Here is a 19903-nt window from a genome sequence, read left to right as displayed (position 1 = left end):
GGCCGGCGTTCCGCAGGGCGCTGCCGCCCTCGCCCGAGCGTATTGCGATTCACACGCAACGGCCGCAATAGGGCGCGGGGTGGCCCAGGCCGATCGCCCTGGCAGCGAGCGGAGGCGGCAATGGCGCGCGACGGCGATGGGAGGGGCGAGCCATCCCTGCTGAGGACCGAGAAGGTCCTCCTGCCGCTGATGGTCACGACCTTCGCGGGCAGCCTAGCGATGATGGCCTTCGTGGCCCTGATCGGCCCGATCGCGCGCGTCGCCGGCCTGCAGCCCTGGCAGGCCGGGCTGGCCGTCACCGCTTCCGGCGTGATGTGGATGCTGGGCGCCCGGCCCTGGGGCCTGGCCAGCGACCGGCACGGCCGCCGGGCCGTGCTCCTCACCGGGGCGATCAGCTTCGCCATCGCCTACTCGGCCCTCTGCCTCTTCATCCACGGCGTGCTGCAAGGCGCGGTGCCGCCGCTGGCGGCCTTCATCGGGCTGGTGATCGGCCGGGCGCTGGTGGGCGGTGCCTATGCGGCGATCCCGGCGGCCGGCGGCGCGCTCGTCGCGGACCGGGTGCCGCCGGGACGGCGCGCATCGGCCATGGCGCTGCTCGGCACGGGCAGCGGGGCAGGGCTGGTGCTCGGCCCGGCCATCGCGGCGCTGCTGGTGCCCTTTGGGCTGAGCGCACCCCTGATCGCCACGGCCGCCCTGCCGTTCCTCGCCCTCCTCTTTCTCCTGTGGCGCCTGCCCGCCGAGCCGCCGCAACTGCGACCGGCGCGGAAGGCCATCTCCCTCCTCGACCCCCGGCTGCGTCACGCCCTGGCCGTGGGCTTCACCGCGATGTTCAGCGTGGCCATCGCGCAGGTCAGCATCGGCTTCTACGCCCTGGACCGGCTGGGCCTGTCGCCGGAAGCCGCCGCGCGCGCCGCGAGCACCGCGCTGATGCTGGTGGGCGTCGCGCTCGTCATCTCCCAGTCCATCGCCTCCCGCCTGCGGCTGGCGCCGGAACGGATGATCGCCGCGGGCACACTTGTCGCCGGGATCGGCTTCGGTGCCGTCGCCCTCGCGAACCAGCCTTGGATGCTCAGCGCCTGCTACTTCGTCGCCGCGGCCGGGATGGGATGGGTCTTTCCCGGCTTCACCGCCATGGCGGCCAACTCCGTCGATGCGTCGGAGCAGGGCGGGGCGGCGGGCGCCGCGGGCGCCGCGCAGGGGCTCGGCATGGTCGTCGGCCCGGTGGCGGGAAGCCTGCTCTACATGGCCGGTCCCGCACTGCCCTACCTGCTCGTCGGTCTCATGCTCCTGGGCGTCTCGCTCTCCGTCGGGCTGCGTGCCCCGCGCGCCGCCGCGGTGCAGGGGCCGGTGGAATGACGGCTCGCTCCGGCCCCAAGGAACCTTCCGCTATGAAGAACCTGATCGACCGGCTCGCGGAGGGGCAGGACGACCTCGTCGCCATCCGCCACGATCTCCATAGGCACCCGGAGATGGGCTTCGAGGAGAGTCGCACCGCCGCCCTTGTTGCATCCCGCCTCAGGGAGTGGGGCCTGACCGTCGCGGAGGGAATCGCCGGCACCGGCGTCATCGGCACGCTGAAGGGCCGCCGTCCCGGCCAGCGCGCCATCGCCCTCCGCGCCGACATGGACGCCCTGCCGATCCAGGAGGCGACGGACCTGCCCTACGCCTCCGCCAACCCCGGCGTGATGCATGCCTGCGGGCATGACGGCCACACCACCATGCTGCTCGGCGCCGCCCGGCACCTTGCGGAGAACCCGGATTTCGCGGGCACCGTCCACTTCATCTTCCAGCCCGCCGAGGAAGGCCTGGGCGGCGGCCGCCGCATGGTGGAGGAGGGCCTGTTCGATCGCTTCCCCGTGGAGGCGGTCTTCGGCCTGCACAACGAGCCCGGCCTCCCCCTGGGTCGCTTTGGTATCCGCCCCGGCCCGATGCTGGCGAATGTGGACACCTGGTCCGTAACCTTCCGCGGCACGGGCGGACACGGCGCCGTGCCACACCGCGCTACCGATCCCACGCAGCCGATGGCGGCTTTCATCACCGCCCTTCAGGGCGTGATCGGCCGCAACCTGCCTGCGCGGGAGACGGGCGTGCTCAGCGTGGGGCATGTCGCAGCCGGCGACGCGCGTGCACCGAACGTCATCCCCTCCGAGGCGCGGGTCTCCGGCACCGGCCGTTCCTTCCGGCCGGAGGTGCGCGATATCATGGGCCGCCGCCTGCGAGAGCTGGCCGGAGCCCTCGCCGCCGCCCACGGCTGCACGGCGGAGGTCGACTACCGCCACGACTATCCGGCACTGGTGAACACGGCGGAACACGTCGCCCTCGCCGCCGGGGCCGCGGGCGCGCTGGCAGGCATGGGCATGGTGGACCCCGACTTCCCGCCCATCACGGCCGGCGAGGACTTCGCCTACATGCTGCAGGAACGGCCGGGCGCCTTCATGCTCGTCGGCAACGGCGTGGCGGAGGATGGCAGCTTCCACCACGTCCACACGCCGAAATACGACTTCAACGACGCCCTGATCCCCATCGGCGCCGCCTACTGGGTCAGCCTTGTCGGGCACGTCCTGGGAGATGCGGGGACAGAAGGGCAGGGGGCATGAGGATGCGGCGCAGCGCCGCTGCCATCAGCGCCCGCAGGTGCCGATGAGGCTGCATTGAACCTCAACCTCGCCCGACGGGCGGTGCTGGCCGCGCTGCCCACTCTCGCTCTCGCGCGCGACCTGGCAGCCCAACCCGGCCCATCGCCGCAGCCCGCCGGCGTCGAGACTTTCGACCTCGGGAACGGGGAGGGGCCTGAGTGGCGGATCCGCCTGGCCCGGCCGGAGGGGCCGGCACCGGCCGGCGGGCATCCCTCCCTCTGGCTGCTGGACGGAGACATCACGTTTCCCATGGCCTTGCGCGCGCGGCAGGCGGTTGGCGCGGAGGGGGTGGCGCTGGTCGGCATCGGTCATCCCGGGGACGGCCGCCTGAACCTGGCCCACCGTTTCCTGGACCTGACCCCGCCGACGGTGGCCGAGACCTTCGGCGAGCGGCGGCGGGAGAACCCGCCGGAGACGGGCGGGCGCGACACCTTCCTCACCTTTCTCGACACGATCCTCCGGCCGGAACTCGATCGCCGCATGCCCCTGGATCCCGGGCGGAGGACGCTGTTCGGCCACTCGCTCGGCGCCCTCTTCGGGCTGCACGTCCTGTTCACCCGGCCGGAGATGTTCGAGGCCTACGCGCTGGCGGACCCCTCCATCTGGTGGAACCGGCGGTCGATCCTGGACGAGCAGGCGGCCTTCCTGGCGGGGATGCGGCTCGCCGGCGGCCGCGTGGTCCGCCCGCTCCGCCTCCTCGTTTCCATCTCCGGCCGCCCTGGTCAGGCCGCGAGCCTTGCCCGGATGGGCCCGCCGAACGGGCGTGAGACGGCGGCGGCCCTGGCCGTGGTCCCTGGGCTGCGGGTGGGCTTCCGCGACATGGCCGAGGAAAACCACGGCACCATGATCCCGCTTGCCATCGCGGACGCGCTGACACTGGCCACCGGCCGGCCGCCCGAGGAGATCGCGGCCGGGTGAGGGCGGGCCGATCGGTCTTGCCCCATGCCAGCACCCGCCGTATTGAGAATGCGTATCAAGAAATGCTGGGCGTCGCGGCGGCCATGACCCATGCCGCCCGACCGAGCAACGCCAGGACCCCGCCGACGTGATCCCCCTCCGACAGGAATGGCCCCTCGATGTCGCGGCGCGCTACCGCGCGGCCGGGTACTGGCGCGGCGAGACCTTCCCCGCCTTCCTGCGCCAGCGCGCCGCGGAGCGGCCGGATGCCGTGGCAGTGGTCGCTGGCGAGGCGCGCTGGACCTATGCGGAGCTGCACGCGCGCGCCGAACGGGCAGCGGCGGGCTTCCTCGCGCTCGGGCTCCGGCCCGGGGACCGGGTCGTGGTGCAACTCGGAAACATCCCGGAGTTCTTCTCCGCCGTCTTCGGCCTGTTCCGGGCAGGGCTGATCCCCGTCTATGCCTTGCCAGCCCACCGCCTGACGGAAATCGCCCACTTCGTCGGGAAGTCCGAGGCGTCCGCCTATGTTGCCGCCGAGCGCGGCACGGACGGCTTCGACTACCGCACCCTCGCGCGCGACCTGCGAGCCGCCACGCCAGGACTGCGTCACGTCATCATCGCCGGCGATGCGGCGGAGTTCACCGCCTTCGAGGCGCTGGACGGCGACAGTGCCCTGCTGCCCGGCGACCCGGATCCGGCGAGGGTCGCCTTCCTGCAGATCTCCGGCGGCACCACGGGCCTTTCCAAGCTCATCCCGCGCACGCATGACGACTACATCTACAGCTTCCGTGCCAGCAACGAAATCTGTGGCGTCACGCAGGACAGCGTCTTCCTCTGCGCGCTTCCGGCCGCGCACAACTTCCCGATGAGCTCGCCCGGCCACATGGGCGCGCTCTATGCCGGCGCCCGCGTCGTCCTCAGCCCCGTGCCGAGCCCGGACACGGCCTTCCCGCTGATCGAGCGGGAGCGCGTGACGATCAGCGGCCTGGTTCCGCCCCTCGCCCTCCTCTGGGCCCAGGCAGCTGCCACGACGAAGCACGACCTCTCCAGCCTGGAGGTCCTGCTCGTCGGCGGCGCGAAGCTGACGCCGGAGGCGGCGCGCCGCGTCGCGGCCGCGCTTCCCTGCACGCTGCAACAGGTCTTCGGCATGGCCGAGGGCCTTGTGAATTACACGCGGCTGGACGATCCGGAAGCGATCATCCTCGAGACCCAGGGCCGCCCCATCAGCCCCGACGACGAGGTGCTGATCGTGGACGACATGGGCGAGCCCGTGCCGGAGGGCGAGCCCGGCTACCTGCTGGCGCGCGGCCCCTACACTATCCGCGCCTATCACAACGACGATGCCGCGAACGCGCGCTCCTTCACGCCGGACGGGTTCTACCGCACCGGCGACATCGTGCGCCGCACGGCCGAGGGGTACCTCGTCGTGCAGGGCCGTGCGGGGGACCACATCAACCGCGCAGGCGAGAAGATCTCGGCCGAGGAGGTGGAGGACCATCTCCTCGCGCATCCCAGCGTGTTTGACGCCGCGGTGGTCTCCATCCCCGACGAGTTCCTGGGCGAGCGCATCTGCGCCTTCGTCATCCCGCATGGGGAGCGCCCGCGCGCGGCCGCCCTGAAGGCCTGGATGCGCACGCGCGGCATCGCCGACTTCAAGGTGCCCGACCAGGTCGTGCTGGTGGACGCCTTCGAAACGACGGCCGCCGGCAAGATCAGCCGGAAGGAGCTGCGCGCCCGCCTGCGCGCGCGGCTGCTGGCCGAGGAAGCTGCGGGCTAGAGGAGGCGGAGATGGCCGACGGAACGAATCCGCCGATGACGCGGGAGAGGATGCGTGCCGACATCGCGCGCGCCCTGCGGATGGACCCGGAGGAGGTCGGCGGAGATGACGACCTCAACGACCTGGGGCTGGATTCCATGCGCGCCATGAACATGGTGCTGCGCTGGACCGAGGGCGGCCTGCAACTCGATTTCGGGGAACTGGCGGAGAGGCTGACCCTGAATGCCTGGTGGGCCGTGGCGGAGCGCGCCACGGAAAAGCGCGCGAATGGCTGACGGCGGGCACGCCTCCACGCCCGACCTGCCGCTGACCGAGGCCCAGGAGGGCCTGTGGTTCGCGCAGCGGCTGGATCCCGGCAATCCCGTCTTCAACACCGGACAGTACCTGGACTTGCGCGGCCCGCTGGACCTGCCCGCCTTCCGCGCCGCCGTGGACGGCACCGTGGCTGAGGCGGACTCGCTGGCGCTCCGCATCCTGGAAGCCCCAGGCGGGGTGGTCCAGCGTCCCGACCCGGCGTTACGCCCCTGGCTGGAGGTGGTGGACGTCTCCACGGAGGCTGACCCGCTCGCCGCCGCGCGGGAGGCGATGCTGCGCGACATGCGCCGCGCCGTGGATCCCGCGCGCGGCGGCATGGCGTCGGAGCGGCTCTACCGCCTCTCGTCGAGCCATCACCTCTGGTACCAGCGCGCGCACCACCTCGTGCTGGACGGTTTTGGGACGGAGTTGCTGGTCCGCCGCGTCGCGGCGCTCTATGCCGCGCGGCTGACGGGCGCCGATCCCGGCCAGCCCCTCGGGCCCTTCGCCGCCACCGTCGCGGAGGACGCGGCCTACCGCGCCTCGCCGAAGCGGGCAGTGGATGCGGCCCACTGGCGCAGGGCCATGGAGGGCGCCCCCGAGGTGACGGGCATTGCGGAGGGTGCGGCGATGACCGCGCGCTCCGCCCACCGCGCGGAGTCCGCCATCGGCGCGGAGGCCGGCGGGGCACTGCGCCGCCTTGCCGCCGCCCACGACATCGCCTGGCCGGATCTGCTGACCGCGCTTCTGGGCGCCTATTGTTGCCGCCTGACCGGCGAGGCGGAGACGGTGGTCGGCGTCACCTTCATGAACCGCTTCGGCAGCGCCGCCGCGCGCGCGCCCTCTACCCAGATGAACGTGCTGCCGCTCCGCATCCGCCCGGACGAGAGCGCCCCGCTGCACGAGGCGGTGGAGGACGCGGTGACCCAGCTGGCCCGCCTGCGGCGCCACGGCCGCTACCGGGGCGAGCAGCTCCGCCGCGACCTCGGCCGCCTGGGCGCCGGGCGGCGGCTGCACGGCGCCATCGTCAACATCCAGCCCTTCCACGAGATTCCGGCCTTCCCCGGCCTGACGGCGGAGCTGCACCTGCTGGGCACCGGCCCGGTGGACGACATCACCTTCGATCTCCGTACCGATCCCGGCGCCGCGACGCTGCGGCTGGATGTGGAGGCGAACCCGAACCTCTATTCGGCAGAGGAGGCCAGGGCCCACGCCGTGCGCGCCGCCCACTTCGTCACCGCCGCCCTCGCCGCCGGGCGCCTGGCCGATGTGCCGACCGCAACGCCGGATGAGGCGCAACGACACGTCTTCGAGGTGAACCGGACGGAACATCCCGTCCCCGACACCACCCTCGTCGCGCTCATCGCCGCCACGATGCAAGCGGGGCCCGACGCGACCGCTCTGCGCTTCGAGGGCCGCTCCGCGACCTATCGCGAGCTGGACCGCAGAAGCGCCGCCCTCGCCGCGGCGCTGGCCGCGCGCGGCGTCGGGCCGGGCGACCTCGTCGCCGTCTCGCTGGACCGCTCCCCGGAGCTCGTCGTCGCGCTGCTCGGCACGATGCGCGCCGGCGCCGCGTACCTGCCGCTGGACCCCGCCCACCCGGCCGAGCGGCTGGCCCGCATCCTCGCTTCCGCCAAGCCGCGCATCGCGCTGGCGCCCGCGGCTCTTCCGGGCGATGTGCCCGTGCTCCCGCCTGCCGACTGGCCGGCGGTGGGCACGGTGCCTGCCGGACCATCGCCGGACGACGCCGCCTACGCCATCTACACCTCCGGCTCCACCGGGGAGCCGAAAGGCGCGGTGATCGGCCACCGGGCCATCGTGAACCGCCTGGAATGGATGCGGCAGCACTACGGCTTCACCGCCGGGGACCGTATTCTGCAGAAGACTCCCGCCACCTTCGACGTCTCGGTCTGGGAGTTTTTCCTGCCGCTGATCGCCGGCGCCACTCTCGTCCTCGCACCGCCCGGCGCGCATCGCGATCCCGCCGCCATCGCCCGGCTCCTCCGGGAGGAGGGGATCAGCACCGCGCATTTCGTTCCCTCCATGCTCGCCGCCTTCCTGGCGCATCCGGACTCGCGCGGGCTGGAGATGGCGCGCGTCTTCTGCTCCGGTGAGGAGTTGACGGCCGATATCCGCGACCGCTTCCACGCCACGATGCGCGCGCAACTGCACAATCTCTACGGACCGACTGAAGCCGCGGTCGACGTTACCTTCTGGGATGCCTCGCAGGGCGACGGCAGCCGCCCCGTCCCGATCGGCAGGCCTGTCTGGAACACCCGCCTCTACGTGCTGGACGACGCCCTGCGCCCCGTGCCGCCCGGGGTCACCGGCCACCTCTTCATCGCCGGCGTGCAGCTCGCCCGCGAGTATCTCGGCCGCCCGGACCTGACGGCGCGCGCCTTCATCCCCGACCCCTTCCATGCCGGGGAGCGCATGTACCGCACGGGCGACCTCGCGCGCTTCCGGGCGGACGGTGCGATCCTCTATCTCGGCCGCTCCGACGGCCAGGTGAAGCTGCGCGGCTTCCGCATCGAACGGGGCGAGATCGAAGCGGCCATCGCCGCGTCGCCGATGGTGCGACAGGTGCGCGTGATCGCGCGGGAAGACCGGCCGGGCGACAAGCGCCTCATCGCCTATCTCGTTCCCGCGCGGGATTACGATGTTGCCGCGCTGCGCGCCGGTGTCGCGGCGCGCGTGCCGAACTACATGGTCCCTTCCGCCTTCGTGGCGCTGGACGCGCTGCCAGTGAACACCAGCGGCAAGCTGGACCGCGCCGCGCTGCCCGCGCCGGATCTCGGGCAGGGCAGGGGCCGCCCGCCGGAGACGGGGACGGAGCGCCGCCTCGCCGCCCTCGTCGCCGAGGTGTTGAACCTGCCGGAGATCGGGGCGGAGGATGACTTCTTCGCCCTCGGCGGCCATTCCCTCCTCGCGGTCGATCTCATGCTGCGCGTGCAGCAGGAATTCGGGCGCGATCCCGGCCTCGGCGCGCTCTTCGAGCACCCGACCGTCGCCCGCCTCGCCGCTGTGATGGATGCCGCCTCCCTCCCGCCGGGCGATAACGGGCTGCGCCCGCTGATCCGGCTGGGCCGGGGCGACGAGTCGCGCGCCCCGCTCTTCGTTGTCCACCCCGCGGGCGGCATCGCCTGGTGCTACGGCAACCTCGCCCGCGCCCTCTCGCCGGAGCGGAGCGTGCTCGGCCTGCAGGCGCCCTCGCTCGACGCCGAGGTGCTGCCTCCCAGGACCCTGGAGGCCCTGGCGGCCGATTACGCGGCGCGGGTCGTCGCGGCCGGCCAGCCCGGCCCGGTCCACCTGGCCGGCTGGTCCGTGGGCGGGATCATCGCCCAGGCCATGGCGGTGCGCCTGCGCGAGATAGGCAGGGAGGTGGGCGCGCTCGCCCTGCTGGACGCCTATCCCGCCGATGCCTGGCGCGCCGAGCCGGAGCCGGATGCGGGCGCGATGCTTCGCGCCCTGATCGCCATTGCCGGCCACGACCCGGCGCAGCACCCGGACCTTCCGATGGAACGCGGCGCGGTGATGGCCTTCCTGCGCCGCGGCGGCACCCCGCTCGGGCGCCTGCCGGATGCCGTGCTGGACGGCGTGGTGCGTGTCGTCGAGGGCAACAACCGCCTGGTGCGCGGCCACCATCACGGCCGCTACGACGGTGTCCTCACGCACTTCCGTGCGGCGCGCGACCATGCCGGCCGCGCCTTGTCACCCGCGATGTGGACGCCCTACGCGAGGAGGGTGGAGGTCGTGGAGGTGCCCTGCCTTCACGGGGAAATGGTGGGCGCCGCGGCGACGGACCTGATTGCCCCGGCGCTGCGGCGGGTCATGGGCGGCTGACGCCCGTCGCCCGGAAGTCTCGCCTCGCGCCGCGTGCGACCCTGTCCTGATGGGCCACCTGTCCGACCCCGTGCCTGAGACGAGGACTCCTCCCCCCTGGCATCGGTGATCCCCTTCCGCGCGGCCGCCACCGGCCCGGCCGGGAGCGCGGTTTCGGGAACCCGGAACAAGGCCGTGCGGAGAGGTGTGCCGCCCTCCTGAGCACTCCCTGTCGAGGCGGAGATCTCGACGCGGTACCAGCCAGGGGCGATCCCGTTAAACGCGTAGGCCCCGCCCGCGCCCGCGATGGTGACGGCGACCCGTGCCCCCGCCGCGCTCAGCAGCCGGACAGTTGCACCGGCCATCCCGAACGCCTCGTCGCAATCGTGGAGGTCGGTCGAGCCGATAATCGTCCCGGGGGCGTGGATCGTCGCAGCACCGCTGGTCACGGTGCCGCCTGAGGCGAGAGTGAAGCAGGCGCTCCGGCCGGCGCTCTCGGCCGTTTCCACGCCATCGGGCGTCGCGGTATCAAGCTGGTACGGGCCGGGCAGCAGGCCCGTGAAGCTGTAGGGCGCGCCCCTGGGGACGACCATGCTGGCCAGGTGGCCACCCGCTCCATCGAGGAGCCGCACCGTCACAAGTGCTTCCACATCAGCGCGCAGCGATCCAAGGCCGGTCAAGCCGTCCGTGTCGTCCGAGGCGCATGAGGGAAGAGGGGCAGCCTCAGGGCCGGGCACACTGGGTCTCACATGAGGTTGGGTGGGGAGAGAGGCAACCTGCCAATGCATTCCGGGCCTTCCTCGCTCTGCCTACACCCGCCGATCTCCGCGACCAGCTAACACCCGAGTAACAATTACACCAAAAAGTTGCAATTTCGACCCGTTCACATATTCGAGAACACGCATAACGAGCATCGGCCCGCGCCGGAGGGCGCGGGCCGAACTGGGACGCTCATTGCTCGCGGGAGAGTGGACCCGGCCTAGGCCGGCGTCCCCGGTCGGCGCGTGTCAGGCGCGGAGCAGGCTCACCGTGTCACCGTTCGGGTCCTCCGCCGCCGGCTGCGGCTGCCCGCGCGGCGCCATGCGGGCCTTGTTGGTGACATAGGCGAGGCCGGACCGCCGATCGACCGCCACGGTGTTCGGGTGCGTGCCGGTCTCCAGGCTCGCCAGCACCGTCAGGTTGCGCGCGTCCACCACGCTCACGGTTCCAGCGCCGCGATTGGCCACATAGGCCAGGGCGCCGTCGGCGGAGAGGGTGATGCCGAGCGCGCCGGCGCCCGTCTCCAGCACCTTGATCGGCTGGCCGGAGGCGGCGTTCAGAACCGCAAGCCCTCCGCTCTTCTGGTTGGCGACGAAGAGCCGCCCGCCGGCCGCATCGTAGGCGATGTTGATGGGGCCTTCGCCGCCGGCCGCGAAGCGGCGCACCGCGGCGCGGCGGGGAAGGCTCACCTCCACCACCTCGTTCGACTGCAGCGCCGTCGCGAAGAGCCGATCGCCGGCTCGATCATAGGCGAGGCCTATGATCCCGCCCTCCAGCCCCTCAGTGATGACCGTGGCGATCGTGTTGGCGGCGGTATCCACCACCCAGATCGCGCTCGGCTTGTCCCGGCTGCCGAAGGCCGAGACGAAGGCGCGGTTCCCCGCCTCGTCCACCACCACCTGGCGGAGATGCGCGCCCTCGCCCTCGGCGATGCGTGCCTTCACGGCGCCGCTGCGCAGGTCAATGGCCATCAGCCGCCCGCCGCGCGTCTCCGTGCCGAAGAGCGTGCCAGTGGCGTCGTTCACCGCCAGCCCAAACACGGCGTCAGCGCCCAGCTCGACCGTGGAGCGCACCTCAAGCGTGCGCGGATCGAGGCCGATCACCTTGGCATTGTTCGCGCCGCGCGCCCCGGCGCTGGCGACGTGCACGAGGTTTGTGGTCGTGCTGACGGCGAGCTCATACAGGCCCGGCGCGACCTTCACGGACTTCTCGACCGCCGGCGCGGCCATGGCGGGCCGGATATGCGTGGCGACGCCCGCCGCGCCGAGCAGCGCGAGGAGGTTCCGCCGGGAGAGCGCCGGATGGCGGCGGCTTGCTTCGATGGTCGGCATTGCTGGCCTTGCCTGTAGGAGGTCGCGGTCTTGCGAGTGGCTCTCAATAGCAGGTCTCCCGGCAAGCGGGCAATTGCATCGCTCCGAAGGCGCTTGGTGGACGCGGCTGGCCGGGCGCGATAGCCCGGGGACAGGGAACAGGGGACGCCATGGCGATGCCGGATCGGTACGACGTGCTGGTGGTGGGCGGCGGCTCGGCCGGCGTGGGCGCGGCGGTGGGAGCGGCCCGGCAGGGTGCGCGGGTCGGGCTGGTGGAGGCCGCGGGCTGCCTTGGCGGCGCTTCCACGATGCGGAACGTCCTGACCTATTGCGGCCTCTACACCCTCGGCGAGAGGCCACAGCAGGCCGTGGCCGGAGTGGCGGAGGAGGTGATGGCGAAGCTGCGCCGCTGGGGCGCGGTGACGCCGCCGCAGCGTCACCGGGGCGTCTTCGTGGTCTTCGATCCCGAGGGTGTGAAACGCGCTCTGGACGTGCTGTGCCGGGAGGCGGGGGTGGAGGTGCGGCTGCACTCCTTTGTCGCGGCGGCGCGGCGGGAAGGAGGGCTGGTGCGCTCGATCGAGGTGGCGGACCATTCCGGCCTTCACACCCTGGAAGCGGCCGTCTTCGTCGATGCCAGCGGCGACTGCGACCTGGCCCAATTCGCCGGCGCCTCCACCCGCTACGGCAACAACGGCGCGGTGAACCTCGGCACGCTCGGCACGCGCTTCGGCGGCGTGGCCCCGGACGCCGATGTCTCGGCCGCTGCCGTCACGCGGGCCGTGCAGGCGGCGATGGCGCGCGGCCTCGGGCCGCTGACGAAGAAGCGCAGCGTCGTCACCCGCCTGCCGATCTCCGGCGACGTGGTCTGCTATCTCGCGAGCGAGGATTACGACGCGCGCGACGCCCTGAGCACCAGCCGCGCGGAGATGGACGGCCGCGCCCAGGCCTGGGTGTACCTGGAGGCCCTGCGCGGCCTGCCGGGGTGGGAGCGCGCCTATCTTGCCTCGACCGGCCCCGATTTCGGCACGCGGGAGAGCCGCCACATGGACAGCGTGCTCGGGCTGTCATGGCAGGACATCACCGCGGGCCGCCGCTTCGAGGACGCCGTCGCCCTCGGCGCCTGGGGCGTGGAGTGGCACGACCGCACCACTTACGAGAGCAGCTTCATCTATCCTCCGGGGCGGGAGCGGGAGGGGGGCGGGACCTACGACATCCCGCTGCGCTGCCTCATCAGCGCGGACACGCCGAATCTCTTCGCGGCCGGGCGAACGGCCGACGCGGACCGAGAGGCGGGTGCCTCGCTCCGGGTCATGGGGACGGCCTTCGCCACCGGGCAGGCGGCCGGTGTCGCCGCCGCTCTCTCCGCCGCAGAAGCTGGGGGCCCCGGCCTGGTGGATGCGGCCGCGGTCCGCCGGATCCTCGCCTCCCAGGGCGCCATCCTCGATCCTGCGGCGATGCCGCCGCCTTCCCCGGTCGGCTGAGCCGATACGGCCCTTGCACCGGCACGGGCGCGGCCACAAATTCCCGGGATGCACGCGATAACCGGGCGCCGCGAGGCCGGCGCTACACGGAAAGGGCCGGGCGCATGAGCGGGACGGCCGAGGGGGCGCCTGCCGCTCCCGTCCTCAATCTGGCCCGGGCGCGCGAGGACCGGCTCTGGGCCGTGGTCGCAGCCATCGGCCGCAAGACCCGGGTCGCCGAGATCCATGCCAGCCGTGCCGCCGCCGATGCGGACCGGAGCTGGCGGGAGCAGCAGGTGCGGGCCTATGCCTCGTTCCTGCGGGGCTCGGGGATGCCGCTGCCGAATTACAGCGTTTCCGCCATCCGCCGGGCGGACCTGCCGCGCAGCTGGCAGCCGCTACCTGCCCTGGGATTCCTGCGCGGCCAGTTCATCTGAGGCCCGGCCCGCGAGTCCCGGCGTTGCGGATTGCATCGCCCGGCAGCCGGCGCTTGCAACCGCACGGGTGGTGGCCGCATGTCTTTCAGGTTGGCAGTGCCCGGGGCGAGCCTCTCGCCTTGCCCTCTTCCCGGAGGTCCTGAAGGCCATGACCCATCCCGTGATGCGCCGCGCCGTGCTCGGCGGCCTCGGCTCGCTCTTCGCCTGGCCCTATCTGCCCCGCCTGGCCCATGCCGCGGGGCGCGACCCCCGCCTGCTGGTGGTGATCCTTCGCGGTGGGCTGGACGGCATCTCCATGCTGCAGCCGGTCGGCGATCCGGCCTTCGCGGCCCTTCGCGGGGCGGAGGCAGGCGAGTCCGTGCGGCTGGACGACATATTCGCCCTTCACGCGAACATGCCGAAGCTTCTGGCCATGTTCCGGGACGGCGAGGCCCTGGCCATGCACGCCGCGCACACGCCCTACCGCGGCCGTTCCCATTTCGACGGCCAGGACGTGTTGGAGAGCGGCCTGCCGCGCGTGACCACGGGGGAGCGCACGGGCTGGCTGAACCGCGCGCTCGTTTCCCTGCCGCGCGGGGGGCGGGTCGCGCCGCCGAAGGGCCTCGCCGTTGCGCCGGTGGTCCCGGTGATCATGCAGGGGCCGGCCCCGGTGGAGACCTGGCAGCTCCAGCAGTTCCGCTACGCCAACGAGGACCTCGTTGCCCGGCTGCTGGACCTCTACGAGGCCCGTGATCCCCGACTGGCGGAGGCACTGCGCTCCGGCGCCATGCTGGACCACATGATGCAGGAGACGCCGCCCGGCCAGCCCGGCGCCGTCCGCGTTCCCGGCCGCCCGGACTTCGTGACGGAGGCCGCGGCCGCTGCCCGGATCATGGCCCAGCCGGATGGCCCACGCGTGGCCGCCCTAGGGCTGAACGGCTGGGACACTCATGCCGCCCAGGGCACCGCCCGCGGCAATCTTGCGAACCGGCTGGGCGCGCTGGACGACGCGCTGGGTGCCTTGCGGACGGGCATGGGCCCGGTCTGGCCCGATACGGTTGTGGCTGTGGTGACGGAGTTCGGACGCACCGCCCGGCTGAACGGCACCGGCGGCACGGATCACGGCATGGCCACGGCGGCGCTGCTGCTTGGCGGGCGGCTGAAGGGCGGGCGCGTGCTGGCGGATTGGCCGGGCCTGGGACCGGGACAGCTGAACGAGGACCGGGACCTGCGCCCGACCACTGACCTGCGCGCCGTGCTGGCGGGGGTCATGGTGGAGCACCTCCAGCTCGCCCCCTCCGCGATCGCGCAGGTCTTCCCCGATACCGCCGCGGTGCGCCCCTATTCCGGCCTGATCCGCGCCTGATCGAGGGGGGCTCCCCGGGCGCGGGGGAGGTCCTCTCGCGGCGCGGGGCGCCTCGATTGTGCTGGTCTTCGGGGCTGGGCTACAAACCGCGCCCGCCGCAAGACCGCCGAGAGGGCCCCCATATGTCTGAATCCGCCCCCTCGGAGACGCACGCGATTGTCGAGACGCGCTCGGCCCGGTTCGGGAACAGCCTGCCGGTTTCCGTGATCGCCGGCCCCTGCCAGCTGGAGAGCCGCGCCCATGCGCTGGAGACCGCGCAGGCGCTGAAGGAGATCGCGGCGCGGGTCGGCTTCGGCCTTGTCTACAAGACCTCCTTCGACAAGGCGAACCGCACCAGCGCGGAGGCGGCGCGCGGGCTCGGCATGGAGAAGTCCCTGCCGATCCTGGCGGAGATCCGCGACAGCCTCGGCCTTGCCGTGCTGACCGACGTGCATGACGCCGCCCAGTGTGCCCCCGTGGCCGAGGCCGTGGACGTGCTGCAGATACCCGCCTTCCTCTGCCGCCAGACCGACCTTCTCCTGGCCGCCGCCGCCACGGGCCGGGCGGTGAACGTCAAGAAGGGGCAGTTCCTGGCGCCCTGGGACATGAAGAACGTGCTGGCCAAGCTGACCAGGGCCGGCAACCCCAACGTGCTGCTGACCGATCGCGGCACGAGCTTCGGCTACAACACCCTCGTCTCCGACTTCCGCGGCCTGCCCATCATGGGCGCGATGGGCGCGCCCGTGGTGTTCGACGCCACGCATTCCGTGCAGCAGCCCGGCGGGCTGGGCGGCAGCTCCGGCGGGCAGAGGGAATTCGTGCCGGTGCTGGCCCGGGCCGCAGTGGCCGTGGGCGTCGCCGGGCTCTTCATCGAGACGCACGAGGACCCGGACCGGGCGCCCTCGGACGGGCCGAACATGGTGCCGCTCTCGCAGTTCGAGGGGCTGATGCGCGACCTCGTTGCCCTGGACCGGCTGGCGAAGTCGCAGCGGGAGCGCGCTGCTTGAGGCCGCTGGTCCTCATCCCCTCGCGCCTCGCCTCCACGCGCCTGCCGCGCAAGCCGCTGGCGGACCTCTGCGGGGAGCCGATGATCGTCGCCGTGTGGCGGCGCGCGATGGAGGCGGATGTGGGCCCGGTCTGGGTGGCCACCGATACGCCGGCGATCGCTGAGGCCGTTCGCGCCGCCGGCGGTCAGGCCGTGATGACGCGGGAGGACCACCCCTCCGGGTCCGACCGCATCTTCGAGGCGCTCGGGCACATCGACCCGGAGCGGCGCTGCGACCTGGTCATCAACCTCCAGGGCGACCTGCCGACCGTCAGGCCGGAGACCGTCCGCGCCATTTCCCGGCCGCTCGCCGATGCCGAGGTGGCGATCGGCACCGCCGTCGCACCCATCCGCAGGGCAGAGGAGCGGGAGGCCTCGAGCGTGGTGAAGATGGTCGGCACGCCGCTGGGGGAGGGGCGCTTCCGGGCCCTCTACTTCACCCGCGCGACCGCCCCCTGGGGCGAGGGGCCGCTCTACCACCATATCGGCCTTTATGCCTGGCGTCGGGCGGCACTGGAGCGCTTCGTGGCCCTGCCACCCTCCTCGCTCGAGACGCGCGAGAAGCTGGAGCAGCTGCGCGCCCTGGAAGCGGGCATGCGGATCGACGCGATGGAGGTGGGGGAGGTGCCGCTCGGCGTGGACACCCCCGAGGATCTGGAACACGCCCGGCAACTCCTGGCCGGGCCATCGTCCTTCCGCGCCTGACCCCCTGCGGGGCCGGGCCGGAGGAGGAGGCTGCATGGATCAAACCCTGGATGTCGCGAGCGACGTGCTCGCCAATGCCCGCTGCACGGTGGAGCTGGAGGCCGATGGCCTTGCCGCGCTCCGCGCCGCGCTGGACGGACCGCTGGGCGCCCAGTTCGAGCGGGCGGCGGCCGGGATCCGGCGCGTGCAGGACGCCGGCGGGCGGGTGATGGTCACTGGGATGGGCAAGTCCGGCCATGTCGGCAGAAAGATTGCCGCCACGCTCGCCTCCACCGGTACGTCCGCCTATTTCGTGCATCCCGGGGAGGCCAGCCACGGTGACCTTGGCATGATTCGGCCGGAGGACGCGGTGCTCGCCCTGTCCTGGTCGGGCGAGGCCCCGGAACTGTCCGACATCGTCGCCTATACCCGCCGCTTCGGCGTGCTGCTGATCGCCATCACCTCCCGTGCCGAGGGTACGCTGGGCGCCGCGGCGGACCTGCCGCTGGTTCTGCCGGTGATGCCGGAGGCCTGCCCGAACGGGCTTGCGCCCACCACCTCCACGACCATGCAGATGGCGATCGGGGATGCGCTCGCCGTCGCCCTTCTCTCCATGCGCGGCTTCACCGCCAGCGACTTCCGGCAGTATCACCCCGGCGGGAAGCTCGGTTCCCGGCTGCGGAAGGTGCAGGACCTCATGCATTCCGGGGACGCTGTGCCGACGGTCTCGGAGGGCGCTACCCTCTCCGACGCGATCGTGGAGATGACGCGCAAGCATTTCGGGGTAACAGCGGTGCTGGACGCGGCCGGCACCCTCGTCGGCGTGGTGACGGATGGCGACCTGCGCCGCGCCTTCGCCCGGGGCTTCGCGAATGAGCGGGTGGTGGATGTGATGGGCCGCGCCCCCCGCGTGATCGGGCGCGACGCCATGGCCGAGGAAGCCCTGGCCAGGCTCCAGGACGCCAAGATCACCAGCCTTTTCGTCGTGGAGAACGATCGGCCGGTCGGTATTATCCACCTGCACGACCTGCTGCGGGCAGGGGTGATCTAGCCCTTCGGTTTTCCTTTCGGCCACGGCCCGGTGAACCCTGGGCCGCCTCGCGCGCTATAGGCGGAGGCCGTGCGGCCGTTAAGGATGGAGGGGCCGCATGGCAGCGCGACGGATACCCCGATGGATGATCTGGACCGGGGTTCCCCTTGTCCTGGTCATCCTCCTGGTGATTTTCTGGTCCTGGGACTGGTTCATTCCCCTGGCCGAATCTCGCGCCTCCGCCGCGCTCGGCCGCAAGGTGACGATCGAGCACCTGCATGTCCGGCTGGGCCGCGTCACCGAGGTCTCGGCGGACGGCGTGCGCGTTGCCAACCCCGACGGGTTCCCGGACGACCCTCCCTTCGCTCGCGCCGAGCGGCTCTCCGCGAAGCTCGACGTGATGGCCTATTGGCATGAGCGCGCCATCGTGATCCCCGCTATTGAGGTGACCCGCCCGGTGGTGGAGGCCCGCGCACTGGAGGATGGCCGGGCCAACTACGAATTCAGCACGGGAAAGCCCGCCGGCGAGAGCCAGCCTGCCCCGCCGCCCGCCAGCCCGTCCGCTGCGCCCCGGATCGGGCTGCTGCGGATCGTGGAGGGGCAGGCGCATGTGGCGATCCCGAAGCTGCGGGCCGACTTCCAGATGGCCATCGCGACGCGGGACGAGGACAGCGACCAGCCCCGCATCGCCGTGGAGGCGAAAGGAACCTATGCCGGGCAGCCCATCACGGGCACCGCGCTCGGCGGCGCCGTGCTGGCCTTGCAGGAAACGGGCAAGCCCTGGCCGATCGAGATGCAGATCGCCAACGGCCCGACGCGGGTGAGCCTGAACGGCACGCTGCAGAACCCGCTGGAGCTGCAGGGCGCCAATATCCGGCTGGATCTGCGCGGGCCCGACATGGGACTGCTGCAGCCGCTGACGGGCGTGCCCATTCCGAAGACCCCGAACTACCAGATCGCGGGCATGTTGGACTACGTGGACGGCCGCGTGCGCTTCCGCGACTTCAACGGCCGGATGGGCAACAGCGACCTGTCCGGGACGATCACGGTCACCACCGGTGACGAGAAGCCTTTTGTGGAAGCGGATCTCCGCTCCCGCCGCGTGGACTTCGCCGATCTCGGCGGCTTCATCGGCGAGGAGCCCGGGCGTGCCACCACACCCGGCCAGAGCACGCAGCAGCGGCGTGAGGTGGCGCGAAATGAGTCTCGCGGCCGCGTGCTGCCGGACGATCCCATTAACTTCCCCAAGATCGACGCCGCCAACGTGCGCCTGAACTACCGGGCGGATAGCATCGTCGGCCGCAATATTCCCTTCGACAGCATGCGCGCGGCAATGGAGGTGAAGGACGGCGCCATCACCCTGCACCCGCTGGCCGTCAGCGTCGGAACCGGGCAGATCTCGGGTGACATCGCCCTGACGCCTCAGGATGGGGGGCGCCTGCACGCTCGCGCCGACGTGCAGTTCCAACGGCTGGACGTTTCCCGCCTGATGCAGGCGACCAACACCTTCGAGGGCGCCGGCCGCATCAACGGCCGCGCGCGGATCGACGGCACCGGCAAGTCCTTTGCCGACATCCTCGGCAGCGGTAATGGCGAGGTCACGCTCGGCATGTCCGGCGGCAACCTCTCCGCTCTGCTTGTGGACCTGTCCGGCCTCCGGATCGGCAATGCTCTGCTCTCCGCACTTGGCGTGCCCGGGCGAACCACCGTGCAGTGCTTCGTCGGCAACGTCGTCCTGCAGCGAGGCGTGGCGAACCTGCGGACCGTCATCGTCGATACGGAGGACGTGATCGTGAACGCCACGGGCAACGTGAACATCGCGCGGGAAGCGCTGAACGTGCGCCTGCGCAGCGACTCCAAGTCCTTCACGATCGGCGCCATTCCCACCTCCATCCTCATCGACGGCAGCTTCCGCAATCCGGATATCGGTCCGGACATGACGGAACTGGCGGCGCGTGGCGGCATCATTGGCGGGCTTGCCGCGCTGGTGGCGCCGGTTGCGGGACTGCTGCCGACCATCCAGTTCGGTACCGGCGAGGATAACCGGTGTGAATCCCTGGTGCGCGGTGGCCGGCCGGCGCGCTCTGCGCGCTGACTTTCACCTTCTGAAGGGGCTGGGGCGAAGCCCGGCATCTCCGGCGGCGTTATAGGGGATGGAACGCGTAGCTGCTCGAGAGGAGACGTCGGTGACCACCGAGAAGAAGGCGAACGAGCGGGCGGAAAAGCAGGGCTCCGGCGAGGGCGGCATCAGCAATGAGACCGGCCCTTCCGCGGGTGCGGGCACCGCGCCGGCCCAGGGACCGAAGCACGACAACCAGCGCAGCATCGGCGGAAGCGGCTCCGCGACAGCGGCGGGCAGCAGGCCGGGCCACAAGACGAGTGGCTGATACCTGGCACCGGGGTTGAAGTGCAGGGGTTTCCGTTACCC

General features: G+C 72.0%; 16 protein-coding genes. 14 read left to right on the top strand and 2 right to left on the bottom strand.

Going from position 1 to position 19903, the window contains the following annotated elements; translation table 11 throughout:
* Nucleotides 1-120 precede the first annotated feature (120 nt).
* The 6 genes from J5Y10_RS18825 to J5Y10_RS18800 all read left to right on the top strand — a co-directional run bounded on the left by J5Y10_RS18825 (nt 121) and on the right by J5Y10_RS18800 (nt 9447).
* Nucleotides 121-1356, top strand: coding sequence for an MFS transporter (locus J5Y10_RS18825; protein WP_209375635.1), 1236 nt, complete (start codon nt 121-123; stop codon nt 1354-1356).
* Nucleotides 1357-1388: 32 nt separating this feature from the next.
* Nucleotides 1389-2597 carry a M20 aminoacylase family protein gene (locus J5Y10_RS18820; RefSeq protein ID WP_209375634.1) on the top strand — a complete coding sequence of 403 codons (1209 nt, stop codon included), beginning with the start codon at nt 1389-1391 and terminating at the stop codon, nt 2595-2597.
* A 54-nt stretch (nt 2598-2651) separates the two neighbouring features.
* A complete protein-coding gene (locus J5Y10_RS18815; RefSeq protein WP_209375633.1) occupies nt 2652-3554 on the top strand; it encodes an alpha/beta hydrolase in 903 nt (300 codons plus the stop codon).
* A gap of 127 nt (nt 3555-3681) precedes the next feature.
* The gene (locus J5Y10_RS18810) at nt 3682-5310 is read left to right on the top strand and encodes a (2,3-dihydroxybenzoyl)adenylate synthase (protein ID WP_209375632.1); all 1629 of its coding nucleotides are present in this window, start codon (nt 3682-3684) and stop codon (nt 5308-5310) included.
* Between the two features lie 11 nt (nt 5311-5321).
* The gene (locus J5Y10_RS18805; protein WP_209375631.1) at nt 5322-5585 is read left to right on the top strand and encodes a phosphopantetheine-binding protein; all 264 of its coding nucleotides are present in this window, start codon (nt 5322-5324) and stop codon (nt 5583-5585) included.
* On the top strand, nt 5578-9447 hold the full coding sequence (locus J5Y10_RS18800) for a non-ribosomal peptide synthetase (RefSeq protein ID WP_209375630.1): 3870 nt from the start codon (nt 5578-5580) through the stop codon (nt 9445-9447). The genes J5Y10_RS18805 and J5Y10_RS18800 overlap by 8 nt, the downstream gene beginning before the upstream one ends.
* Here the strand turns inward: J5Y10_RS18800 and J5Y10_RS28530 are convergent.
* On the bottom strand, nt 9375-10064 hold the full coding sequence (locus tag J5Y10_RS28530) for an SdrD B-like domain-containing protein (protein ID WP_209375629.1): 690 nt from the start codon (nt 10062-10064) through the stop codon (nt 9375-9377). The two genes, J5Y10_RS18800 and J5Y10_RS28530, sit on opposite strands and share 73 nt — an antisense overlap.
* Nucleotides 10065-10433: 369 nt before the next feature.
* A complete protein-coding gene (locus tag J5Y10_RS18790) occupies nt 10434-11516 on the bottom strand; it encodes a YncE family protein (RefSeq protein ID WP_209375628.1) in 1083 nt (360 codons plus the stop codon).
* A gap of 149 nt (nt 11517-11665) precedes the next feature.
* On the opposite strand from J5Y10_RS18790, the gene J5Y10_RS18785 reads away from it, so the two are divergent.
* The 8 genes from J5Y10_RS18785 (at nt 11666) to J5Y10_RS18750 (ending at nt 19862) form a co-directional block, all read left to right on the top strand.
* Nucleotides 11666-12976: an FAD-dependent oxidoreductase gene (locus tag J5Y10_RS18785; protein ID WP_209375627.1), complete on the top strand. Its 1311-nt coding sequence runs from the start codon at nt 11666-11668 to the stop codon at nt 12974-12976.
* Between the two features lie 104 nt (nt 12977-13080).
* On the top strand, nt 13081-13392 hold the full coding sequence (locus tag J5Y10_RS18780) for a hypothetical protein (RefSeq protein ID WP_209375626.1): 312 nt from the start codon (nt 13081-13083) through the stop codon (nt 13390-13392).
* Nucleotides 13393-13540: 148 nt separating this feature from the next.
* Complete coding sequence (locus tag J5Y10_RS18775) at nt 13541-14737, top strand: DUF1501 domain-containing protein (RefSeq protein ID WP_209375625.1); 1197 nt, start codon at nt 13541-13543, stop codon at nt 14735-14737.
* 122 nt (nt 14738-14859) lie between these two features.
* Entirely contained in the window at nt 14860-15723 is an 864-nt protein-coding gene (gene kdsA / locus J5Y10_RS18770) for a 3-deoxy-8-phosphooctulonate synthase (RefSeq protein WP_209375624.1), read from the top strand.
* On the top strand, nt 15720-16466 hold the full coding sequence (locus J5Y10_RS18765) for a 3-deoxy-manno-octulosonate cytidylyltransferase (RefSeq protein ID WP_209375623.1): 747 nt from the start codon (nt 15720-15722) through the stop codon (nt 16464-16466). The genes kdsA and J5Y10_RS18765 overlap by 4 nt, the downstream gene beginning before the upstream one ends.
* A gap of 34 nt (nt 16467-16500) precedes the next feature.
* The gene (locus J5Y10_RS18760; RefSeq protein ID WP_209375622.1) at nt 16501-17496 is read left to right on the top strand and encodes a KpsF/GutQ family sugar-phosphate isomerase; all 996 of its coding nucleotides are present in this window, start codon (nt 16501-16503) and stop codon (nt 17494-17496) included.
* 124 nt (nt 17497-17620) lie between these two features.
* Nucleotides 17621-19570 carry an AsmA family protein gene (locus J5Y10_RS18755; RefSeq protein WP_245214861.1) on the top strand — a complete coding sequence of 650 codons (1950 nt, stop codon included), beginning with the start codon at nt 17621-17623 and terminating at the stop codon, nt 19568-19570.
* Between the two features lie 91 nt (nt 19571-19661).
* Nucleotides 19662-19862 carry a hypothetical protein gene (locus J5Y10_RS18750; RefSeq protein ID WP_209375620.1) on the top strand — a complete coding sequence of 67 codons (201 nt, stop codon included), beginning with the start codon at nt 19662-19664 and terminating at the stop codon, nt 19860-19862.
* Nucleotides 19863-19903 lie beyond the last annotated feature (41 nt).

The organism is Roseomonas indoligenes (assembly GCF_017813365.1).
GTDB lineage: Bacteria > Pseudomonadota > Alphaproteobacteria > Acetobacterales > Acetobacteraceae > Roseomonas > Roseomonas indoligenes.
This window is presented reverse-complemented; position numbering and strand designations above follow the sequence as displayed.